This is a genomic window from Flavobacterium sp. KACC 22761, from assembly GCF_034058155.1.
In the GTDB taxonomy this organism is placed as follows: domain Bacteria; phylum Bacteroidota; class Bacteroidia; order Flavobacteriales; family Flavobacteriaceae; genus Flavobacterium.
In genome coordinates, this window is the sequence record NZ_CP139148.1 from 4,982,642 (window position 1) to 5,002,639 (window position 19,998).

At 35.2% G+C, this 19,998-nt stretch carries 13 protein-coding genes; 10 read left to right on the forward strand and 3 right to left on the reverse strand.

The features are described 5' to 3' along the window. Positions 1-2: 2 nt before the first annotated feature. The 3 genes from SCB73_RS20970 to SCB73_RS20980 form a co-directional block, all read right to left on the reverse strand. Positions 3-575, reverse strand: a complete 573-nt coding sequence (locus SCB73_RS20970; protein WP_320568109.1) for a molybdenum cofactor guanylyltransferase — start codon at positions 573-575, stop codon at positions 3-5. A 232-nt stretch (positions 576-807) separates the two neighbouring features. Beyond that, entirely contained in the window at positions 808-1,554 is a 747-nt protein-coding gene (locus tag SCB73_RS20975; protein ID WP_320568110.1) for a sulfite exporter TauE/SafE family protein, read from the reverse strand. A gap of 150 nt (positions 1,555-1,704) precedes the next feature. Then, a complete protein-coding gene (locus SCB73_RS20980) occupies positions 1,705-2,877 on the reverse strand; it encodes a molybdopterin molybdotransferase MoeA (RefSeq protein ID WP_320568111.1) in 1,173 nt (390 codons plus the stop codon). Between the two features lie 1,106 nt (positions 2,878-3,983). Between SCB73_RS20980 and SCB73_RS20985 the strand changes: the two genes are divergently transcribed. The 10 genes from SCB73_RS20985 to cysK all read left to right on the forward strand — a co-directional run bounded on the left by SCB73_RS20985 (position 3,984) and on the right by cysK (position 19,972). Next, the gene (locus tag SCB73_RS20985) at positions 3,984-7,115 is read left to right on the forward strand and encodes a SusC/RagA family TonB-linked outer membrane protein (RefSeq protein ID WP_320568112.1); all 3,132 of its coding nucleotides are present in this window, start codon (positions 3,984-3,986) and stop codon (positions 7,113-7,115) included. Positions 7,116-7,130: 15 nt separating this feature from the next. Then, complete coding sequence (locus tag SCB73_RS20990; protein ID WP_320568113.1) at positions 7,131-8,603, forward strand: RagB/SusD family nutrient uptake outer membrane protein; 1,473 nt, start codon at positions 7,131-7,133, stop codon at positions 8,601-8,603. A 29-nt stretch (positions 8,604-8,632) separates the two neighbouring features. Next, positions 8,633-10,549 (forward strand): arylsulfatase, encoded by a 1,917-nt coding sequence (locus SCB73_RS20995; protein ID WP_320568114.1) that lies wholly within the window; start codon positions 8,633-8,635, stop codon positions 10,547-10,549. A 275-nt stretch (positions 10,550-10,824) separates the two neighbouring features. Beyond that, entirely contained in the window at positions 10,825-11,877 is a 1,053-nt protein-coding gene (locus tag SCB73_RS21000) for a sterol desaturase family protein (RefSeq protein WP_320568115.1), read from the forward strand. A 12-nt stretch (positions 11,878-11,889) separates the two neighbouring features. Beyond that, the gene (locus SCB73_RS21005; RefSeq protein WP_320568116.1) at positions 11,890-12,606 is read left to right on the forward strand and encodes a thioredoxin domain-containing protein; all 717 of its coding nucleotides are present in this window, start codon (positions 11,890-11,892) and stop codon (positions 12,604-12,606) included. Between the two features lie 214 nt (positions 12,607-12,820). Next, a complete protein-coding gene (locus SCB73_RS21010) occupies positions 12,821-14,437 on the forward strand; it encodes a sulfatase-like hydrolase/transferase (protein ID WP_320568117.1) in 1,617 nt (538 codons plus the stop codon). 228 nt (positions 14,438-14,665) lie between these two features. Then, positions 14,666-15,925: a YeiH family protein gene (locus SCB73_RS21015; RefSeq protein ID WP_320568118.1), complete on the forward strand. Its 1,260-nt coding sequence runs from the start codon at positions 14,666-14,668 to the stop codon at positions 15,923-15,925. Positions 15,926-16,537: 612 nt separating this feature from the next. After that, entirely contained in the window at positions 16,538-18,193 is a 1,656-nt protein-coding gene (locus tag SCB73_RS21020) for an arylsulfatase (RefSeq protein WP_320568119.1), read from the forward strand. 30 nt (positions 18,194-18,223) lie between these two features. Beyond that, positions 18,224-19,045: a serine O-acetyltransferase EpsC gene (epsC, locus tag SCB73_RS21025; protein ID WP_320568120.1), complete on the forward strand. Its 822-nt coding sequence runs from the start codon at positions 18,224-18,226 to the stop codon at positions 19,043-19,045. Between the two features lie 15 nt (positions 19,046-19,060). Continuing rightward, positions 19,061-19,972: a cysteine synthase A gene (cysK, locus tag SCB73_RS21030; RefSeq protein WP_320568121.1), complete on the forward strand. Its 912-nt coding sequence runs from the start codon at positions 19,061-19,063 to the stop codon at positions 19,970-19,972. The last annotated feature ends 26 nt before the right edge of the window (positions 19,973-19,998 follow it).

Sequence of the window (19,998 nt, forward strand, 5' to 3'; positions counted from 1 at the left end):
TTTTAGCTTAAATTGATATTCAGATCGTTTAATTCGTCAGCCGAATTAATATTAGTTAGAGGAAAATTTTCACTTTCGTCAATATTGATGATTTGATGCGGAACATTCGCAAACAAATTCATCATTTTCAAATCGTCGTTATCAATTGCGCCTTTGATAACAGGCAATATTTTTTTAGAATAAACTCCGATTAATGGATGCAATCTGCTTTCTGAAGCAAAGACCGTAATTTCTGCTTCTGTATTGTGTTTTGAAATTAATTCCTGCAATAATTCGGTTGAAATCAACGGAATATCACAACTCAAAATCAAATTAAATTCGGTTTCAGAATGTGATAATGCCGTATAAATTCCGCCTAACGGACCTTTATCTATTATCAAATCTGGAATTTTTTCATACTCCAAATAATCATATTCTTTTGATGCTGTAATCAGTTTTATATTATTTGTAATAGGCAAAATGGCCTGAATTACATGCTCAATAAACGGTTTATCCTGAAACAAAACCAATCCTTTTTCAGACTGCATTCTGGTACTTTTTCCACCACAAAGAATAAATACTGTTAGTGTTTCCATAGTGTTTTTTTGTTTCAGGTTTCTTTTGTCTATTCTTGCCACAGATTAAAAGGATTAAAAAGATTTCCTTATATGCTTTGTGTTGATTTATTTGCCACGAATTACACAAATTTTCACTAATTATTCTTTCTAAAATATATAATTAAAATTTGTGTAATTCGTGTAATTTATGGCAGAAAAAAATCCTTTTAATCTGTGAAATCTGTGGCAAGACCATATTTCCATTTCATTTTCAAGGAAAAATCAATTTAATACTTGCCATTAAAATCACAGTTCCTAAAACCATTTTTAAGGTTTTGTTTGAGAATTTTCCACTTCCATAAAATCCGCCTAACATTCCACCTATAACAGCAATTGGAACTAAATAAAAACTTTCCATCGGAATTGTTTTTCCTCCTAAAAAGAATCCCAGCATTCCGGCAAATGAATTCACAAAAATGAACAAACTCGAAATCGCCGCCGATTCCTTAACCGATGCCCATCCTAAAAATAATAGAATCGGACTTAAAATAATACCGCCGCCAATTCCCAACATTCCAGATAATAATCCGATGGCAAAACCAATTGTTAAAGCAAGCGGCAGGTTGATTTTTACTTCTTCTTTTTCTTTAAAATTAAATATACCAAACAATCTGAGCGCTGCAAAAACCAATACAATTCCTAAAACAATTTTATAAATCGCATTGTCCAATGTTATAAAACCTCCAATAAACGCTGCCGGAATTGAGGCAATCGCAAACGGATAAAAGAGATTTGGCTTGAAATAATTGTTTTTATAATAAAACAAAAACGAAATGCTCGAAACAAATAAATTTAGAAGCAACGCTGAAGGTTTCATCACTAAAACCGGAAAAGCAAAAATGCTCATCAACGCCAAATATCCCGACGCTCCGCCGTGCCCAACACTAGAATATAAAAAGGCAATTACAATTAAGGCAAAACTGAATAATAATATATTTTCGGAACTTAGGAGACTCATTTTTTGCTTAATCGTTTATTTGGTTAACTGTTTAATCGGCTTCTGCTATATGTTTTTATTTATACAGCGGTTTTCAGCATCTTTCTTAAAAATCTATTTTCTTTATTCTATTTTCTTTATTCTATTTTCTTTATTCTTAAAATCTAAAATTTAGTCAATTGGCACTAATGTTACTAACTGGCCTTTTTTATAGTTTTCAATATTTTCAGGAACAATCAATAAACTATTTGCTACAGCAAATGTGTTCAACATTGCAGAACTTTGACTGTTTAAAACTGTTACGTTTGTTTCGTCATACTTTGCTTTCAAAAACAAGGTTTTTCCAGTGTCGTTTTTAATTTCCGAATTTAATTTCCGAATTATTTTTGGTTTATGAATTTCCGAAAATCCCATTCTGTTTTTTACTGCAGGTGCAACATAAATATAAAAATTAGTCAATGACGAAGCGGGATTTCCCGGAAGGGCAAAAACTAAAGTTTCATTTTTTGAACCAAAGAACATCGGTTTTCCCGGTTTTTGATTGATTTTATAGAAAAGCTCTTTTACATCATTTTGCAACAAAGCTTCTTTTACAAAATCATAATCTCCAACGGAAATTCCACCCGAAATCAAAACAATGTCGTATTTTTTTAAGATCTCTTTTAAAGATCTTTTGGTCGCTTTTAAATTATCTTTTACACGATAAACTTTCGTTTTTTTTATTCCGATTGTTTGAAGTCCCGCTTCAAGCATAATCGAATTACTTTCAAAAATTTTTCCTTTTTTTAGTTTTTCCCCCGGTTGAACTAATTCGTTTCCTGTTACCAAAACAGCCACTTTTGGCTTTTTATAGACCTCAATTTCTGTAATTCCTAAACAAGCCAAAAATCCAATTGCAGCAGGCGTCATTAAAGTATTGGCTTCAAAAACCGTTTCTCCTTTACGAATTTGTTCCCCAACAGGACGAACATTTGAAAATTTTTCCGGCATTGTAGCAATCAAAATAGAATCTTTGTTTGCCATTACGTGTTCCTGCATTACAACTGTATCTGCATGATCTGGAACATGAGCGCCTGTAAAAATTCTAATCGCTTCGGTTGTTTTTAATTTTATATCCGAATGATCTCCAGCTTGAGAAATCCCTACAACATCGTATTGATGTCGAATGCTGTGTGCAAAAGCATATCCATCCATCGCCGATTGGCGAAATGGAGGCATATTGATTGGCGAAATGACTTTTTCTGCCAAAACATATCCTAAAGCTTTGCTGACAGAAATACGTTTTGTCGACATTTTAGTACTATTCGCTTCAATAATCGCTATGGCTTCTTCAACTTTAATCATTAGTATATCTATTTAAAAGCAAAAAATACTTAATACAAATATAAGTACTTTTACTTAGTTAAAATCATTAATTACCGTTATTCTTTAAAAAATATAAATTTAGTGCAATTAATGCAAATAGATTCATAAAAAACCAAAATAGCTTTTTGAAATTAAGAATTTCATTTTATTTCTTTCCGAAGTTTTCTTTTTGAAGATCCTATAGTCATACTCAAATCGATAAAAACATTATTGTAGAATTAGCCAAACTAAAATTTCTTCATTGCTTTAACATTAGAAAAAACGAAATAAAACACTGAAAAGCAATTATTAAAGAACGTCTTTTAGTTCTGATTAAAATTAAACTAGACAGTTTTAAGACGTTTTTCGAGGTTTTTAAAACTTTTTTTCGGTATTATAAAGTATAAAAACAAGTAAAATTAAATGTAAAATACTACAATTTAATGTTTGCACCAAAAAAAAATTAACATTTTTCGAACAGTAAAATAAATATATAACAGACTTAAAATCAGATATTTAAAACAATTATTAAATTCCTTTTTTATCAAATTCAAAAGAGTTTTAAAAAATAATCCTTTAAATTTTTGGTTTTTATTATATTAAAATTAACTTTGTCTATAGGATTAGTAGAGTTTAAAATTATATTTGAAACTAAAAAAACTATATTTTGAAAACAACCGAAAGCATATCGTATTACATTCTTCCTAAAAAATATACTTATAACACTTTTTGTTATATGTGCTTCTGTTGTTAATTTCTAACAATTATTTATTCGTCTCCAAACATCATTTTTAAGATCTAGGAACGAAATCTAACTTCACCACATAATTACTTTTATTGAAAATACAACGATCTGATTGTTGCTTGACCAGCGACAAAAGGTTTTTGATTATAACTATATTTTAAAAAGAAAATTGACTAACAACTAAAAAAAATCAAGATGAAAAATATGCAAAGCTGTTGCTGTAGATAAAAAAAAGCCATTTCTGCGGCAACAGAAATGGCGAGGCTTAAAGAACATTTATCACTAAATCAAGGACACAATTAGAGGGTTGAAAATTCAACGCTCAGGGCGCCTTGTTAATTACTTAAACCATTACAAAGAAATGAAAAATAATTTAAAGATATACTCTATATTATTTCTCCTGCTCCTGACGGCGGGAATTAATGCTCAAAATACGACTCCCTTGATCCAATCAAAACTTGACGGAACTGTTGTCGATGCTATTACAAATCAGCCTATTATAGGGGCATCTGTAGTTATTAAAGGTACAACTCACGGAGTCCAGACTGATGCCGAAGGAAAATTTTATTTTCAAACCGGACAAAAATTCCCTTATACTTTGATTGTATCCTACATAGGTTATAAAAAAGCCGAAGTTGTTGTAGATAAAAATCCTGTTATCATCAACTTAAAAGAAGAGCGTCAAGAATTAGACGAGCTTGTAGTTGTTGGATACGGATCTCAGAAAAGAAAAGATATTACAGGTTCTGTAGCATCTGTTCCAAAAGCCAATTTATCGCAAGTAACCTCATCGGCAGACAACCTGCTTCGCGGCGCCATTCCGGGTGTGGTAGTTACGCAAAGTTCAGGTCGTCCGGGAGCATCATCAAGTGTGCGCATTCGTGGAGGAAACTCAATTACTGCAGGTAATGAGCCCCTTTACGTATTAGACGGTGTTTTAATTTATAATGACAATAATAATGGAACTGCCGGCGTGGCTTATGCGGGAGCATCAGTAAACGTACTTTCGACAATAAATCCAGCTGATATTGAATCTATTGAAGTGTTGAAAGATGCATCGGCAACTGCTATTTATGGATCGAGAGGTGCAAATGGAGTTGTTATCATTACAACCAAAAAAGGAACAAAAGGACAAGATAATATTTCGTATCAAGGCTATTTCGGATTTCAGAATGTTTCAAAAAAATTAAATCTGATGGATGCCAGCCAATGGGCAAGTCTTCGCAACGACGTTCAGGCAAGTATCGGTCAAGCGCCTTCTTTTACTCCTGCTCAAATTGAAGCTTTTAAAACCTCTGGAAGTTATGATTGGCAAGATGCTGTTTTTAGAACCGCAGCTCCTATTCAAAATCATCAATTGACTTTTTCTGGCGGAGATGATCGTTCTAGATATACGATTTCGGCAGGTTATTTTGATCAGGACGGAATTGTAATTGCAACTGATTTTAAACGTATTTCACTTCGTGCAAATTATGAAAGAAATTATTCTCAGAAATTCAAATTTGGCGTAAATGCAAATTACACAAACTCTATAGCAAACGGAATCGGAACAAACGGCGGTTCAAGTGCTGGAAGACAGCCAAATCCGCTAGTTGTAGCGTTGTATCAACCACCAGTTGTACCTATAAAAAATGACGACGGAAGTTACAATTTAACTAATAACCCATACGCAACGGCAACCAATGGTATTATTCCGAATCCAATTAATGATTTGGAAAATACAACCAATGAAACCAAAATCAATAGAATCTTAACAAGTTTATTTGGTGAATATAAATTCAATAAAGAGCTGACAGCAAAAGTTGCCGTGAGCGGTGATGTAATCGACACAAAACAAAATTATTACGCTCCATCAACAACGACAACGGGAGCAGGTACTAAAGGTCTGGCTTCTGTTGGAGACAGACGTGTAAGCTCAGTTTTAAATGAAAACACATTAAATTATAATACTAATTTCGGCGACAACCATAAATTCTCTGCTTTAGCAGGATACACACTTCAATATACCGAAGGTGAAGTGGTAAATGCAGGAGCGCAATATTTTGTAAATGATGCTAATACGTATAATGCTTTGCAAGACGGAGTTCCTGTAAAACCTTATAGTGAAGCTTTTGAAAGTGTTTTAAAATCTTGGCTGGCAAGAGTAAATTATTCTTATAAAGGAAAATACAATTTTACGCTTTCAGGACGTGCTGACGGTTCTTCAAGATTTGGATCTGAATCACTTTGGGGGTATTTCCCATCAGCAGGATTTTCATGGAATATTACCGATGAAGAATTTGCCAACAACATTAAAGGTGTAACCGAAGCGAAACTTAGACTTACAGCAGGTACAACCGGAAACCAAGAAATTGGAAACTACCTTTCGCTTGCTTCAATGGGTTCTGTGAATTATGCTTTTGGAGGAACTTTAGCAACAGGACTTGCTCCTACCCGATTAGGGAATCCGGACTTAAGATGGGAGAAAACAAATCAGTATAATGTTGGTTTAGACTTAGCACTATTGGACAGAAAAATCAATTTTGTTTTTGATGTTTATTACAAAAAAACAAAAGACTTGTTGATCAACGTTCCGGTGCCATTGACTTCTGGATACGCGACAGTACTTCAAAATATTGGAGGTGTTGAAAATAAAGGTCTTGAAATTGGTTTGATTACTGAAAACATCAAAACAGAAAATTTCTCATGGAATTCTAACATTGTTTTTTCTACCAACAAAAATAAAGTAACAGCGATAGGAAATGGTGTAGATCAATTCTTCCCTGTTGTACCAAACGGATCTCTATTACAACAACAACCTGTAATTGTAAAAGTTGGATTGCCTCTTGGAACTTTCTGGGGATACAGAACAAACGGAATTTTCCAGACTCAGGAAGAAATCAATACACAACCAAAAATCAACAGTTTGGCCAATACAAAAGTTGGAGACAGAAAATATGTGGATACAAACGGAGACGGCGTAATTACAGCTCTTGATAAAGGAAATCTTGGAACATCTCAACCAAAATTTGTTGGAAGTTTCAGCAATACAATTTCATACAATGACTTTGATCTGAATTTTTCTTTCCAAGGAGCTTATGGCGGAAAAGTATTCAACGCTCTGAATCAGCAATTGGAAATTTCAACTCTTGGAACTAATGCCGCTGAAACTTTAGTGGACCGATGGACGCCAACAAACCCAAGCAACGAAATTCCGAGAGCGTCAAGTTCTCCGTTAGGAATTGTTTCTGAGCGTTATGTTGAAGACGCTTCATTCTTGAGATTGAAATTAATCACTCTTGGTTACACCTTGCCAAAAAGCGTTTCAAAAAAACTGGGAACAAAAAGCGTGAAATTCTACGTTTCAGCCGAAAACTTAATTACATGGACAAAATACACTGGTTATGATCCAGAGGTAAGTTCATACGAACAAAACAACTTATATCCGGGAATTGATTTTGGTTCTTATCCAAACTCCAAAACATTCATTTCGGGCTTAAATGTAACTTTCTAAGTAAAAAAATATACAATGAAAAAGATTATTATACCATTCCTACTTAGTGCCACACTTTTTGTGTCGTGCACAGATTTAGAGGTAACACCAACCTCTTTTGTAACCGAAGACAATTATTTTAAAACGCAGGATGATGCTACTGCAAGTGTAACAGCAGTATATGCTTCCTTAAGTTTAGATCCGGGAGAACAAAGCTTATTCGGGCGAAATTTATATTTCTTGACTGATATGGCTACAGATTATGCTGCAGCAGGAGTTTCAGCAACAAATCCTCAAGTTAGAGCATTGAGCAGTTTGACACACGATGCGACTTCAGATCGTGTTCAAGTAGCTTGGAGACAAATCTATGCTGGAATAAACAGAGCAAATGTTTCGATTGATAATATTCCAAAAGTAGCTGGAACTGAAGCAGTAAAAACAAGATTGATCAACGAAGCCAAATTTATTAGAGCATTATTGTATTTTCAGGCTGTTCGTCTTTGGGGAGGCGTTCCAATTGTTTTGCACGAGCCAACTTCTATTGAGCTAGAAAGCTTAAAATCAAAAAGAAGAACTGTAGAGGACGTTTATGCGCAGATTATTTCAGATTTGAAAGATGCCGAAAATCTTCCAAAAACGTATCCTGCAACAGATGCTGGACGTGCAACTTCTGGCGCTGCAAAAGCTATTCTGGCAAAAGTTTACTTGACAAGAAAAGACTGGCCAAATGCCATTGCAAAATCGAGAGAAGTTATTGATGGCGGATACGGATATGCTTTATTTGAGAATTTCCAAGATATTTTCACTAAAACAAAAAAGAACGGAAAAGAGCACATTTTTTCTGTTCAGTTTGAACCAAATCAAGCCGGGAACGGATCAAGCGGAAGCACATTTCAAGCGACTTCATTTACCGGATTTACTGCTACTGAACCTGCAGATATCATTTCAGACGTAGCATTATTTTATGACATTTATGCTCCTGGAGATACACGAAGAGATGTAAGTTATGCTAAACAATTATTAAATCCGGCAACTGGAACGCTTTATACTTTTCCGAAACCAATTTTCAAAAAGTATTTAGATCTAACAAACTTGGCAACTCCGGCAAACGTAGCCATAAACTTTCCGGTTATTCGTTATGCCGACATTTTATTGTCTTTGGCAGAAGCCATAAACGAACAAGGCGGACCAACTGCAGAAGCTTACGAATTAATCAATCAAGTAAGAAGAAGAGCTTTTGCAAAACCAATAACAACTCCAGATCCAACCGTAGATTTAGTTGGATTGACGCAAACGACTTTCAGAGCAGCAATTCAGGAAGAACGCAAAAAAGAATTTGTTCAGGAAGGACAGCGCTGGTATGATTTAGTAAGATGGGGAACTTTGGTTACAGAGGTAAAAAAAGTAACGGCTAAAAACACAGTTTCAGAAAAAAATAATCTGTATCCGATTCCGCAGAGCGAAAGAAATATTGATCCAGTTGGCTTGCCACAAAATCCTGGATATTAATTAAAACCTTAACTAATAAACTATAAAAAATGAAAAATTTTAATTTTAATACTGCTTTCAAAAGTCCTAAAAAAGGGCTTTTGATTACAGCTTTCCTAGTGGCACAATTAGGAATAGCGCAAGATAACCAAGAATTTAAAGGAACAATCGGAAAAACGTTAGCCGATTCAAAAGAATATTGGCCAGAACCCGTAACTGCTCCAAAAGGTGCTCCAAATATTGTTTGGATTTTACTAGACGATGTTGGATTTGGAGCTTCTAGTGCTTTTGGAGGTTTAATCAATACGCCTACTTTTGAAAACTTAGCCAATAATGGTTTACGTTATACCAATTTTCACACTACCGCAATTTGTGCTCCAACGCGCGCCGCTTTATTAACGGGAAGAAACTCAGGAAGAGTTCACGTAAGTGGCTTTTCGCATACTATTTTATCGGCAGGATTTCCTGGTTGGGACGGAAGAATTCCATCAGATAAAGGAACAATCGCTGAGATTTTACGTGACAACGGCTATAACACTTTTGCAGTTGGAAAATACGGCGTTACGCCAGATGAAGAAGCTTCAGATGCTGGACCTTTCGACAGATGGCCAACTGGAAAAGGTTTCGATCATTTCTACGGATTCTTAGGTTCTCAAACCGATCAATACAATCCTGATCTGGTAGAAGATCAAGTTCATATAAAACCAGACGGACGTCATTTGAATGAATTGATTACAGATAAAGCCATAAGCTATATTCAAAAACAGCAAAAAGCAGCGCCAGGAAAACCATTCTTTTTGTACTATGCACCGGGCGCAGCGCACGCACCTCATCAGGTTGCTACTAAATGGAGCGATCCTTATAGAGGAAAATTTGATAAAGGCTGGGATGCTTACCGCGAAGAAGTTATTGCGAACCAAAAAAAATTGGGTGTAATTCCTGCTAATGCAGTTTTGCCAGAGCGCAATCCTTTGATAACAGACTGGAAAAAATTATCTCCAGATCAGAAAAAAGTGTACGCGAGATTTATGGAAGTTTACGCAGGATTCCTGACTTATACTGATTATGAAGTTGGACGCGTTGTAAATTATCTAAAAGAAAGCGGACAGCTAGATAATACCTTAATTTTTGTTGCCATTGGAGATAACGGAGCTAGTAAAGAAGGAACGACAGAAGGAACAATCAACCAAAGTTTGTTTTCTCAAGGAGTATCTGACGAGGAAAATTTGAAGAAAAACTTAGCTAATATCGACGAAATTGGAACTCCAAAAGGTTTAAATACAAATTATCCTTTAGGATGGGCTCAAGCAACAAACGTTCCGTTCAAAAACTGGAAACAAGACGCTCAATCTGAAGGAGGAACTCACAATCCGTTGATTGTATTTTATCCAAACGGAATTAAAGACAAAGGTGGTATCAGAAATCAATACAGCCATGTAAACGATTTACTTCCAACGACATTGGATATTGTGGGAATCAAAGCTCCAGAATACATCAAAGGAATTAAACAAGATATTATTCAGGGATCATCATTCAAAGCTTCTTTGGATAATCCAAAAGCAGAATCATTGCATAAAGTTCAATATTACTACATCTTTGGAAACAGAGCGATTTACAAAGATGGATGGAAAGCTGGAGCGGCACATTTACCAGATTCTTTTGCAGTGAAAAAATCGTTAGGAAGCAACCAAAAACCAGCCGAAAGCAATTTTGATGCTGATGTTTGGGAACTTTACAATCTAAATGAAGATTTTAACGAACGTAATAATCTTGCTGCGAAGTATCCTGAAAAATTAGCGGAGCTTAAAAAACTATTTGATGAACAAGCCAAAGAAAACAATGTTTACCCATTAATCGACTGGCAAGATGTTTACAATAGAAGAATCCACAATACTGGAGCTGACAAAAACAAAACCCTTTCAGACTTAATCAAACAGGCTACAAAACCTGGAGGAAGTTCAAATTAAGTATCGTCAACCTTACTAAATAAATTATCAGAGCTGTTAAGCAAATTAATGGCTCTGGTATTAAATCATAAATATAAATTCTACTAAATCCATAGAATTAGGATTATTTATTTTATTTTTACAACTACAACACTCTAAATCAAAAAGATATGAAACGAGTAGATTACGAAATCATCGGAAAAAAAATCATCGTAGGCGCGATTGTTTTTTTAGTGCCGCTATTTATTCTGGCGGGAGGTTTAGCATTAATTAATCAATTTTTAAAATAAGAAATCATGGCAATAGTTCAAAGAGAAAAACTGACAAGAGATTTGCTAATAAGTCTTTTTATATATTCATTGCCGGTAGTGGCAATTTTCCTTTATTTCAAATTAAGCAACAATTTGGTAAGCGAGTCGCATATTTCGCTTCCTGCTTTTTTAGAATTCTTAAAACCTGCTTTCGAGAACATCAGAACTTGGGGTCTAACGGTTTTTATGTTGGTTTTAGGAGTTATCGAATTTGCAGCAGGTTTATACGATGACGAATGGACTGGCGAAGAACGCAAAATAGATATCGTTTGTTTTCTTGCTCCAAAATTGCTTTTGCCACCAGTAATTGCATTTTTCAGCTTGACCGCTTTGCCATATTTGATTCCGAATTTGGCTAATTCACTTTCTTGGGTTCCATTCTGGGGAGGATTTTTCCTGATCGCCATTGCCGATGATTTGACGCAATATTGGTACCATAGATTACATCACCAAGTTCCGTTTTTATGGCGTTTTCACAGAACACACCATTCGGCACCATACATGGGAATGGCGATGGCTTCTAGACAAAACTTTATTTACACTGTTCTCTTTTCTCAAATTTATTTGACTGCAACTTTGACTTATTTAGGTTTAGGATTACCAGCTTTGTTTGTTTTGGTGATCAAAAGTTTCATCACTTTGGGAGCGCATTCAAGCATTGCTTGGGACAAACCATTTTATAAATACAAAGTTTTGCATCCAATTGCATGGGTTTTAGAACGTTTGATTTCTACTCCAGCAACGCATCACGCACATCATGCAGATACAAGCGGAGACGGCGTTGGACACTTTAAAGGAAACTTCGGGAATATGTTTTTCATTTGGGACGTCATCTTCGGAACTGGATTAATCACTCGCAAATTCCCAGAATCGTACGGAACAAAATCATACAAACAAGAAGAATGGTACGCACAATTTTTATGGCCAATTTTCAAATCGAAAAAAGAAGGAAGTTCTCTTGCTGAAGGTGTTTTATCACTTCCATCAAAACCAAAAGTTGTTGAAGAAACTCCTGCTCCAGTGTTAGAGCAAGTTTAATCTATAAAGACGATGAAAAACTCAACTTTCAAAAATAGTTTGACAGCAATTGTATTGTTACTTGCAATTGCTGTTTTTTCGCAGAATAAAAGCGAAAATACGTTGACTTTAGATTCTTTTTATTCGAAAATCCAAAGCCAAAAAAATCCGCAGATTATTGATGCTAGAGGCCCTGATGAATTTGCTTTGAATCATATTATTGGAGCGGTAAATTTCAATTTGGAATCTAAAGATTATGCAAAGCAAGTTGCAAAATTAGACAAGGCAAAACCGGTTTTTATTTATTCCATTGGAGCGGGAAGAAGTGTTCAATTGCAAAATGAATTGCTTAAAAATGGTTTCTCTGAAGCATATAGTTTAGAAGGTGGCATTGCAAATTGGATTGGTGGCGGAAAACCTTATTTTGCCAATTCCAAAAGCAAATTGACTCTGGCAGAATACAACAAAATCATTTCTGACAACAAAACGGTTTTGGTGGATATTGGCTCTATTTATTGCGGTGCATGCAAAAAAGTAAAACCGATTCTCGAAACCATAAAAGCTCAATACGGAAGCAACTTGAAAATAGTTGAAATTGATTTGGAAGACAATACACAAGTCATTGCAGATTTGAAAACGATTAAAGTTTTTCCAACCTTAATTTTATATCAAAATGGAAAAATCATTCTTAAAAAAGAAGGTTCTGAAAATTTGAAAAATGAGGTTGACTTAGCTCTAGCTTCTAAATGAAACCAAAGTTTGTCAGGCTGAGCGAAGTCGAAGCCCGCGCAAGTAACTCTGTAACGAAAATCCAATCTTTGTAGAGCTTCTTGCGGTCCTTCGACTTCGCTCAGGATGACAAAAACGTATTTATCCTACTTTATTGATACGTTCAAAAAATGAGAAAGATGCACTGCCGTGCATCTCTACAATAAAATCTTTGTCTAAAACAACTCACCAAAACATGGCAACCTATAAAAAAATAACCAAGATTGTTATACCCATTTTAATTGTTCTTTTTCTATTGGCATTATTCCTATTCTGGCCAATAAACACTGACGGAACTTTAATAAAATCAGATGAAAAACTTCTTGAAGGAAAAAGAGAATTTTTAGCTCAAAAAGATACCTCAACTTCTCAAAAAAAGCCAAATATTATTATTCTCCTTGCTGATGATTTAGGCAAATATGATATTTCATTATACGGAGCAAAAGAAGTTCCAACGCCTCAAATTGATTCATTTGCCGCTTCTGGAGTTACTTTTACAGATGGTTACGTTTCGGCTTCTATTTGTTCGCCGTCGCGCGCAGGATTGCTTACGGGACGTTATCAAGAACGTTTTGGACATGAATATCAGCCCGGCGATCGTTATCCAAAAAATAACTTGGAATATTATGGTTTCAAATATTTGATAAATACTGACGGTTGGCGATTAAATCCGAAAATCAACTATCCAAATGAAGCGTCTATAGCCACGCAAGGTTTGCCACAATCTGAAATCACTTTTGCTGATTTGGCGAAAAAACAAGGTTACAACACCGCGATAATCGGGAAATGGCATTTGGGTCACAACAAAGGATTTTTCCCTTTAGACCGAGGTTTCGATTATCATTACGGATTTTATCAGGCATTTTCATTATATGTTCCCGAAGATGATAATCCGGATATCATCAATCATCATCATAAAGATTTTACCGATAAAACAATTTGGGGAAATGGACGTGTCGGAATTGGACAAATTCGTCGCGATACCACTATTATTCAGGAAAAAGCCTATTTGACCGAAAAATTTGCTGATGAAGCTGAAGCTTTTATCGACAAAAATAAAAACAAACCTTTTTTGCTTTACGTTCCGTTTAATGCGCCACATACGCCATTTCAGGTTCGTAAAAAATATTACGATCGTTTCCCAAATGTAAAAGACGAAAACAAACGTGTGTATTATGCGATGATCAGCGCGCTTGATGATGCGATTGGAAGAATCAGAGCAAAAGTTAAAAAAGAAGGTTTAGAAGAAAACACGTTAATCATTTTTGCCAGCGACAACGGTGGCGCCGATTATACTTTTGCAACGACAAATGCGCCATTAAAAGGCGGTAAATTTTCGCATTTTGAAGGGGGAATCAATGTTCCGTTTGCACTTTCGTGGAAAGGAAAAATTAAACCGCATACCGTTTATAAAACTCCTGTAAGTTCTCTTGATATTTTTAGCACGATTGCCTCAGTTACGGGTTCTGGCTTGCCAAAAGATCGCGTTTATGATGGCGTTGATTTGATTGAAGTAGTAAACAATAATAAAGAAGCGCACAAAAATTTATATTGGCGTTCTGGCGATGCAAAAGCAATCAGAAGCGGAAATTGGAAATTGATTGTAAGCGGAAAAACTCATGAAACCTGGCTTTATGATTTATCAAAAGACAAATCTGAAACGACAGATTTAGCTTCAAAAAACCCAGAAAAAGTAAAAGAATTGCAGACTGCGCTTCAAAATTGGGAAAAAGGTTTAATCAAACCGCTTTGGCCTAATTTGACTTATTATGAATTCGATTTTGGAAAACAAAAATACTTTGTGGATTTGTAATTATAACTTTTTACAAACCCGACAGGTTTTAAAAACCTGTCGGGTTTAGCGCACCTATCCAAAAATTAATTGCCTCCAGCTTTAGCTGGAGGTTTAAAATTTGAAGTGCAAAAGGCTTTAGCCAAACTTTTTATTTGGCTAAAGCCTTTTCTATTCGCAAATCAGTTACCTCCAGCTGAAGCTGGAGGCAATTGAAATAAAATTTTAGAATAATCAAATTAAAAATAAATGTCAACTCAAACTAAACAATTTAATATTCACGAAGACTGGACCGTAGTAATTCTCGGATTTTTAATCATTGGGATTTCACTTTTTATCTTTCTTCCCGAAGTTCCCGTTTTCAGTTGGTCAAATAGTACCGATTTGAAAACGAAAATATTTGATTTTGAAAACCTAAAAGTTCTTCTGATTCAATTTATATATCTGATTTCAATCGGGACTTTAGGCGTTTTTTTAATTGGAAAATCAGTTAAATATTTTCTGCTGACTTTTCCATTATTGTATATTTTAACTTTGATTGCCTTAATTCTGGCGGGAAATTCGGCTATAAAATCTATCAATTTAGAAGCTGTCATTTTCAGTTTGATAATTGGTTTAGCAATTGGGAATTTCTTCAAACTTCCTGACTGGTTTCGCTCGGCACTATCTACAGAATTATTCGTCAAAATCGGATTGGTTTTATTGGGAACCAGTGTAATTTTCTCTGATATTTTAAAAGCCGGTTCGCTCGGATTAATTCAAGCTTTGGTTGTTGTTTTGTCTGTCTGGTATTTTGCCTTTTGGCTTTGCCGAAAATTAAAAGTCGATGACGAATTAACGATGATGATTTCCAGCGCCGTATCCATCTGCGGGGTTTCTGCCGCGATTGCAACTTCGGGCGCTATCAAAGGTGATTCTAAAAAACTGTCTTATGTCATTTCTATTGTTTTGGTAACCGCCATTCCAATGATGATTTTCATGCCGATAATTGCAAAATATTTCAACTTTCCTGAAGAAGTTACTGGCGCTTGGCTCGGCGGAAGTATTGACACTTCGGGAGCTGTTGTGGCTTCTGGAACTTTAGTAGGCGAAACGGCTTTAAAAATCAGTACGATTGTAAAATTTTCGCAGAATGTTTTATTAGGTTTGGCAGCATTTGCAATTTCGGTTTATTGGACTTACACACATAATAAATCGGCGGAAGCTTTAGAATCAAAACCTACTTTAAAAGTAATTTGGGAACGCTTTCCAAAATTTGTTATTGGCTTTATTCTAGCTTCTCTCCTATTTTCATTTTTTATTACTTCAGAAGTTCGCGATTCTGTAAAAGACAGTTTGAAAAATTTGCAAGGAATCTGGTTTGCTTTGGCTTTTACTAGCATTGGTTTAGAAACTAATTTTAAAGATTTATTTGCTAACAATAGTCGTAAACCGTTGTATGCTTTTTTATTGGCGCAATTATTTAATGTTATTGTTACGCTGATTATCGCTTTTTTCTTGTTTGGATAATTTCTTTTAGCCACGAATTCCACCAATTTTCACAAATTTAATTCGTATTAATTCGTGTAATTCGTGGCGGACTACCCTGTTTGTCATTACTAAACTTTGACAAAGTTCTTCCTAATCTTTTTGCCACAAATTTCATCAATTTCCACAAATTTAATTCGTGTTAATTCGTGTAATTCGTGGCAAATCATTTCGCTCTCACTTCTTTTTTCAAAAAAAAATCAAGATAAATTTGGTTTTTACAATATTAAACATAACTTTGTCTATAGAACTAGTAGAGTTTAATATTTAAAACTTGCATTTTGAAAACAATAGCACACAGAACGTCTTTCATTCTTCCTAAAAATTACGCCTATAACACTATTTGTTATATGTGTAGCTGTTGTTAATTCTCCTATTCGTTTGTTATGATTTTGCCTAATTCAAAATCGGAACAAACCCCACTTTTACTTCAATTTTATTTACAGCATATTTTGCAATTCGCTTCAAACGAAGTTGCTCCATACTATTATATCATTAAGAAAAAAAGGAATTTCTGCGGCAACAGAAAACCGTCAATTAAAGAACATTTATCACTTTCAAAACAAAAAAACAACAAACAAAAAGCATTTTAAAATGAAGAATAAAATTACCTCAATAGTATTTTCCGCCTTGATAATCGGAGCTACAAGTTTTACAAAAGCAAACGCTCAGAATACTTCAAAACCAAATATCATTCTGATTATGGTCGATGATATGGGCTATTCAGATTTAGGAAATTATGGTTCTGAAATCAAAACGCCAAATTTGGATAAATTGGCGAGTGAAGGTTTGCGTTTACGTGAATTCTATAATAACTCGATTTGTGCGCCAACAAGAGCTTCTCTCCTAACTGGCCAATATCAGCATAAAGCCGGAGTTGGTTTTTTTGATGTCAATTTGGGATTACCAGCGTATCAAGGCTATTTGAACAAGGAATCTTTGACTTTGGGAGAAGTTTTCCGTTCTGGTGGTTATAGCACGATTTTATCAGGAAAATGGCATGTAGGTTCTGAAGATCAGGCGCAATGGCCCAATCAGAGAGGTTTTGATAAATTTTATGGCATCTTAAAAGGCGCATCCAATTATTTTGATACAAAGCCTTTGCCTTTCGGAAAAACACCTTATCCTGTAAAATTAATTCGAAATAATGAAGAACTTCATCCAAAAGATGATTCTTATTATTTTACAGATGAAATTGGAAACAATGCTGTGGCCTTTTTAGACGAGCAAAACAAAGAAAACAAACCTTTCTTTTTGTATTTAGCTTTTACTGCACCACACTGGCCGTTGCAGGCAAAACCAGTTGATATTGCGAAATACAGAGGAAAATTTGACGAAGGCTGGGATGTTTTAAGAGAAAAAAGAATCGAGAAACTAAAAGCTAGCGGTATTTTGCCTGCCAATCAAACCGTTTCACCAAAAGATCCTGAAGTTCCAGAATGGAATAAATTATCGTACGACGAAAAACAATTCTGGAAAGCCAAAATGGAAGTTTACGCCGCAATGGTTGACAACATGGACCAAAATGTAGGCAAAGTTTTGGACAAACTAAAAGCGCTTAAAAAAGATAAAAACACATTGATTATTTTCATTTCAGATAATGGCGCTCAAGGCGGATTCAATACTTACAATCCACTTGGAAGAGGTTTGGTTCGAAATGACGGTCCAATTGGAACTTCGGGATCATTTGATTATCAGGAACAAAACTGGGCTTATTTATCAAATACGCCACTTCAGCAATATAAAAACAATATGCACGAAGGCGGTTTCAGTTCTCCGTTTATTGCTTGGTTTCCATCAAAAATAAAAGCCGGAAGAATTGATAAGGGAACCGGACATATTATTGACCTCGCTCCTACTTTTTATGAATTGGCTGGAATTCAATATCCAAAAGAATATAATGGTGTAACTGCAAACCCGCTTCCAGGGAAAAGTTTGTTGCCGGTTTTATTTGATAATGTTTCAGAAGTAAACCGAGGCGAACCACTTTTCTGGGAAAGAGCCGGAAATAGAGCTGTTCGTGATGGAAAATGGAAATTGGTTTCCATTTATCCTTCTTACGAATGGGAACTTTATAATCTCGAAACCGATCGTGGCGAAACAACAAATGTAGCACAGCAAAATCCGGGAATTGTGAATAAACTTTCGGCTTCTTATTTTGAATGGGCAGATCGCACTGGAGTTGTCGAATACAGCAAATTCAAACTTAAGCCAGAAGTAATGCCCGGTGGCGCATCTCTCAAGAAATAAAAATCTTTTTCTAACCATAAAATAATCACTATGAGTTCATTTTATCAAGAAATAGCAAAACAGCATCATGACTTAATTATTCTGCCTGAGAAAAAACTAATACATCAGTTTATAGATGATTTGTTTGTCATTTTATTTTCGAATACCTCAAAATCATTAGAATCTGAGGCGACAATCAAATACAAATTCAATCAATTGCAAAAACAGTTTGATGAATTGGTTTTGGATTTTTCGCCAAAAAGCGATCAAAAACTGCAAACTAAAATCTTTTTTGAAGCGATTCCGCATTTGCACAAAAAAGCATTAAACGATGCTTTAACCATATTTACAAAAGATCCTGCGGCCAAATCTCTTGAAGAAGTTTTATACTCGTATCCTGGTTTTTTCGCTATTGCCGTTTACCGATTTTCGCATCAGCTTTGGGAGCAGGATTTAAAATTATTGGCCAGAACAATTTCAGAATATGCTCATATTAAAACGAGCATCGAAATTCATCCCGGAGCACAAATTGGAAATGATTTTGCAATCGATCACGGAACAGGAATCGTGATTGGCGAAACAACAATTATTGGCGATAATGTACAAATTTACCAAGGTGTTACGCTGGGTGCTTTGAGTGTAAAAAAAGAGGAAGCCTTCGTAAAAAGACATCCAACGATTGAAGACAATGTTATTATTTACGCCAACAGCACCATTCTTGGCGGTCAAACTACAGTAGGAAAAGATTCTATTATTGGCGGAAATGTCTGGCTGACTTATACCGTTCCTTCAAATTCTGTTGTGTACCATAAAAACGAAATCAAAATTCGAGACAATAATCCTTTTCCCGCCCCCATTTTTTATTCTATTTAAAATATCAAAACTCACATGAAATATCAAAACATTTTAGAAACAATTGGAAACACTCCTCACATTCGATTAAACAAACTTTTTAAATCACATGAAGTGTGGATCAAATTAGAAAAATCAAATCCAGGATCGAGCATTAAAGACCGAATTGCCTTAGCAATGATTGAAGACGCCGAACGAAAAGGGCTTATTAATGAAGATACTGTTATTATTGAGCCAACTTCAGGAAATACAGGAATTGGGCTTTCATTAGTCGCCGCGGTAAAAGGTTATAAAGTAATTGTGGTAATGCCCGAATCAATGAGCATTGAGCGACGAAGAATTTTAAGTGCGTATGGCGCCGAATATGTCTTGACTCCAAGAGAAAAAGGAACTTCCGGAGCAGTTGAAAGAGCAAAAGAACTGGCTTCGACAATCAAGAATTCGTTTCTTCCTTCGCAATTTACCAATAAGGCAAATGTTGAAATTCATGAGAAAACAACTGCTCAGGAAATTTTAGCCGATTTTCCCGATGGCATTGACTATCTAATTACGGGAGTTGGAACTGGAGGACATATTACCGGAGTTTCTAAAATTTTGAAACAGCATTTTCCAAATCTGCAGACTTTTGCTGTTGAACCAGCATTATCTCCAGTTTTAAGTGGCGGACTTCCTTCTCCACATCCTTTTCAGGGAATTGGCGCCGGATTTATTCCCGAAGTTTTCAATCGAGAATATGTCGATCAAATTTTGACGGTTGACAAAAACGAATCGTACAATTTCACCAAAAAAATTGCCAAAGAAGAAGGCATTTTTGCAGGAATTTCAACCGGCGCAGTACTTTCGGCAATTTCTAAAAAACTGAAAGATATTCCAGAAAATGCGGTGATTCTGACATTTAACTATGATACCGGAGAAAGATATTTATCTGTAGATGAGCTATTTGATTAAAATTATGAATAACTTTAAGCAAGCAA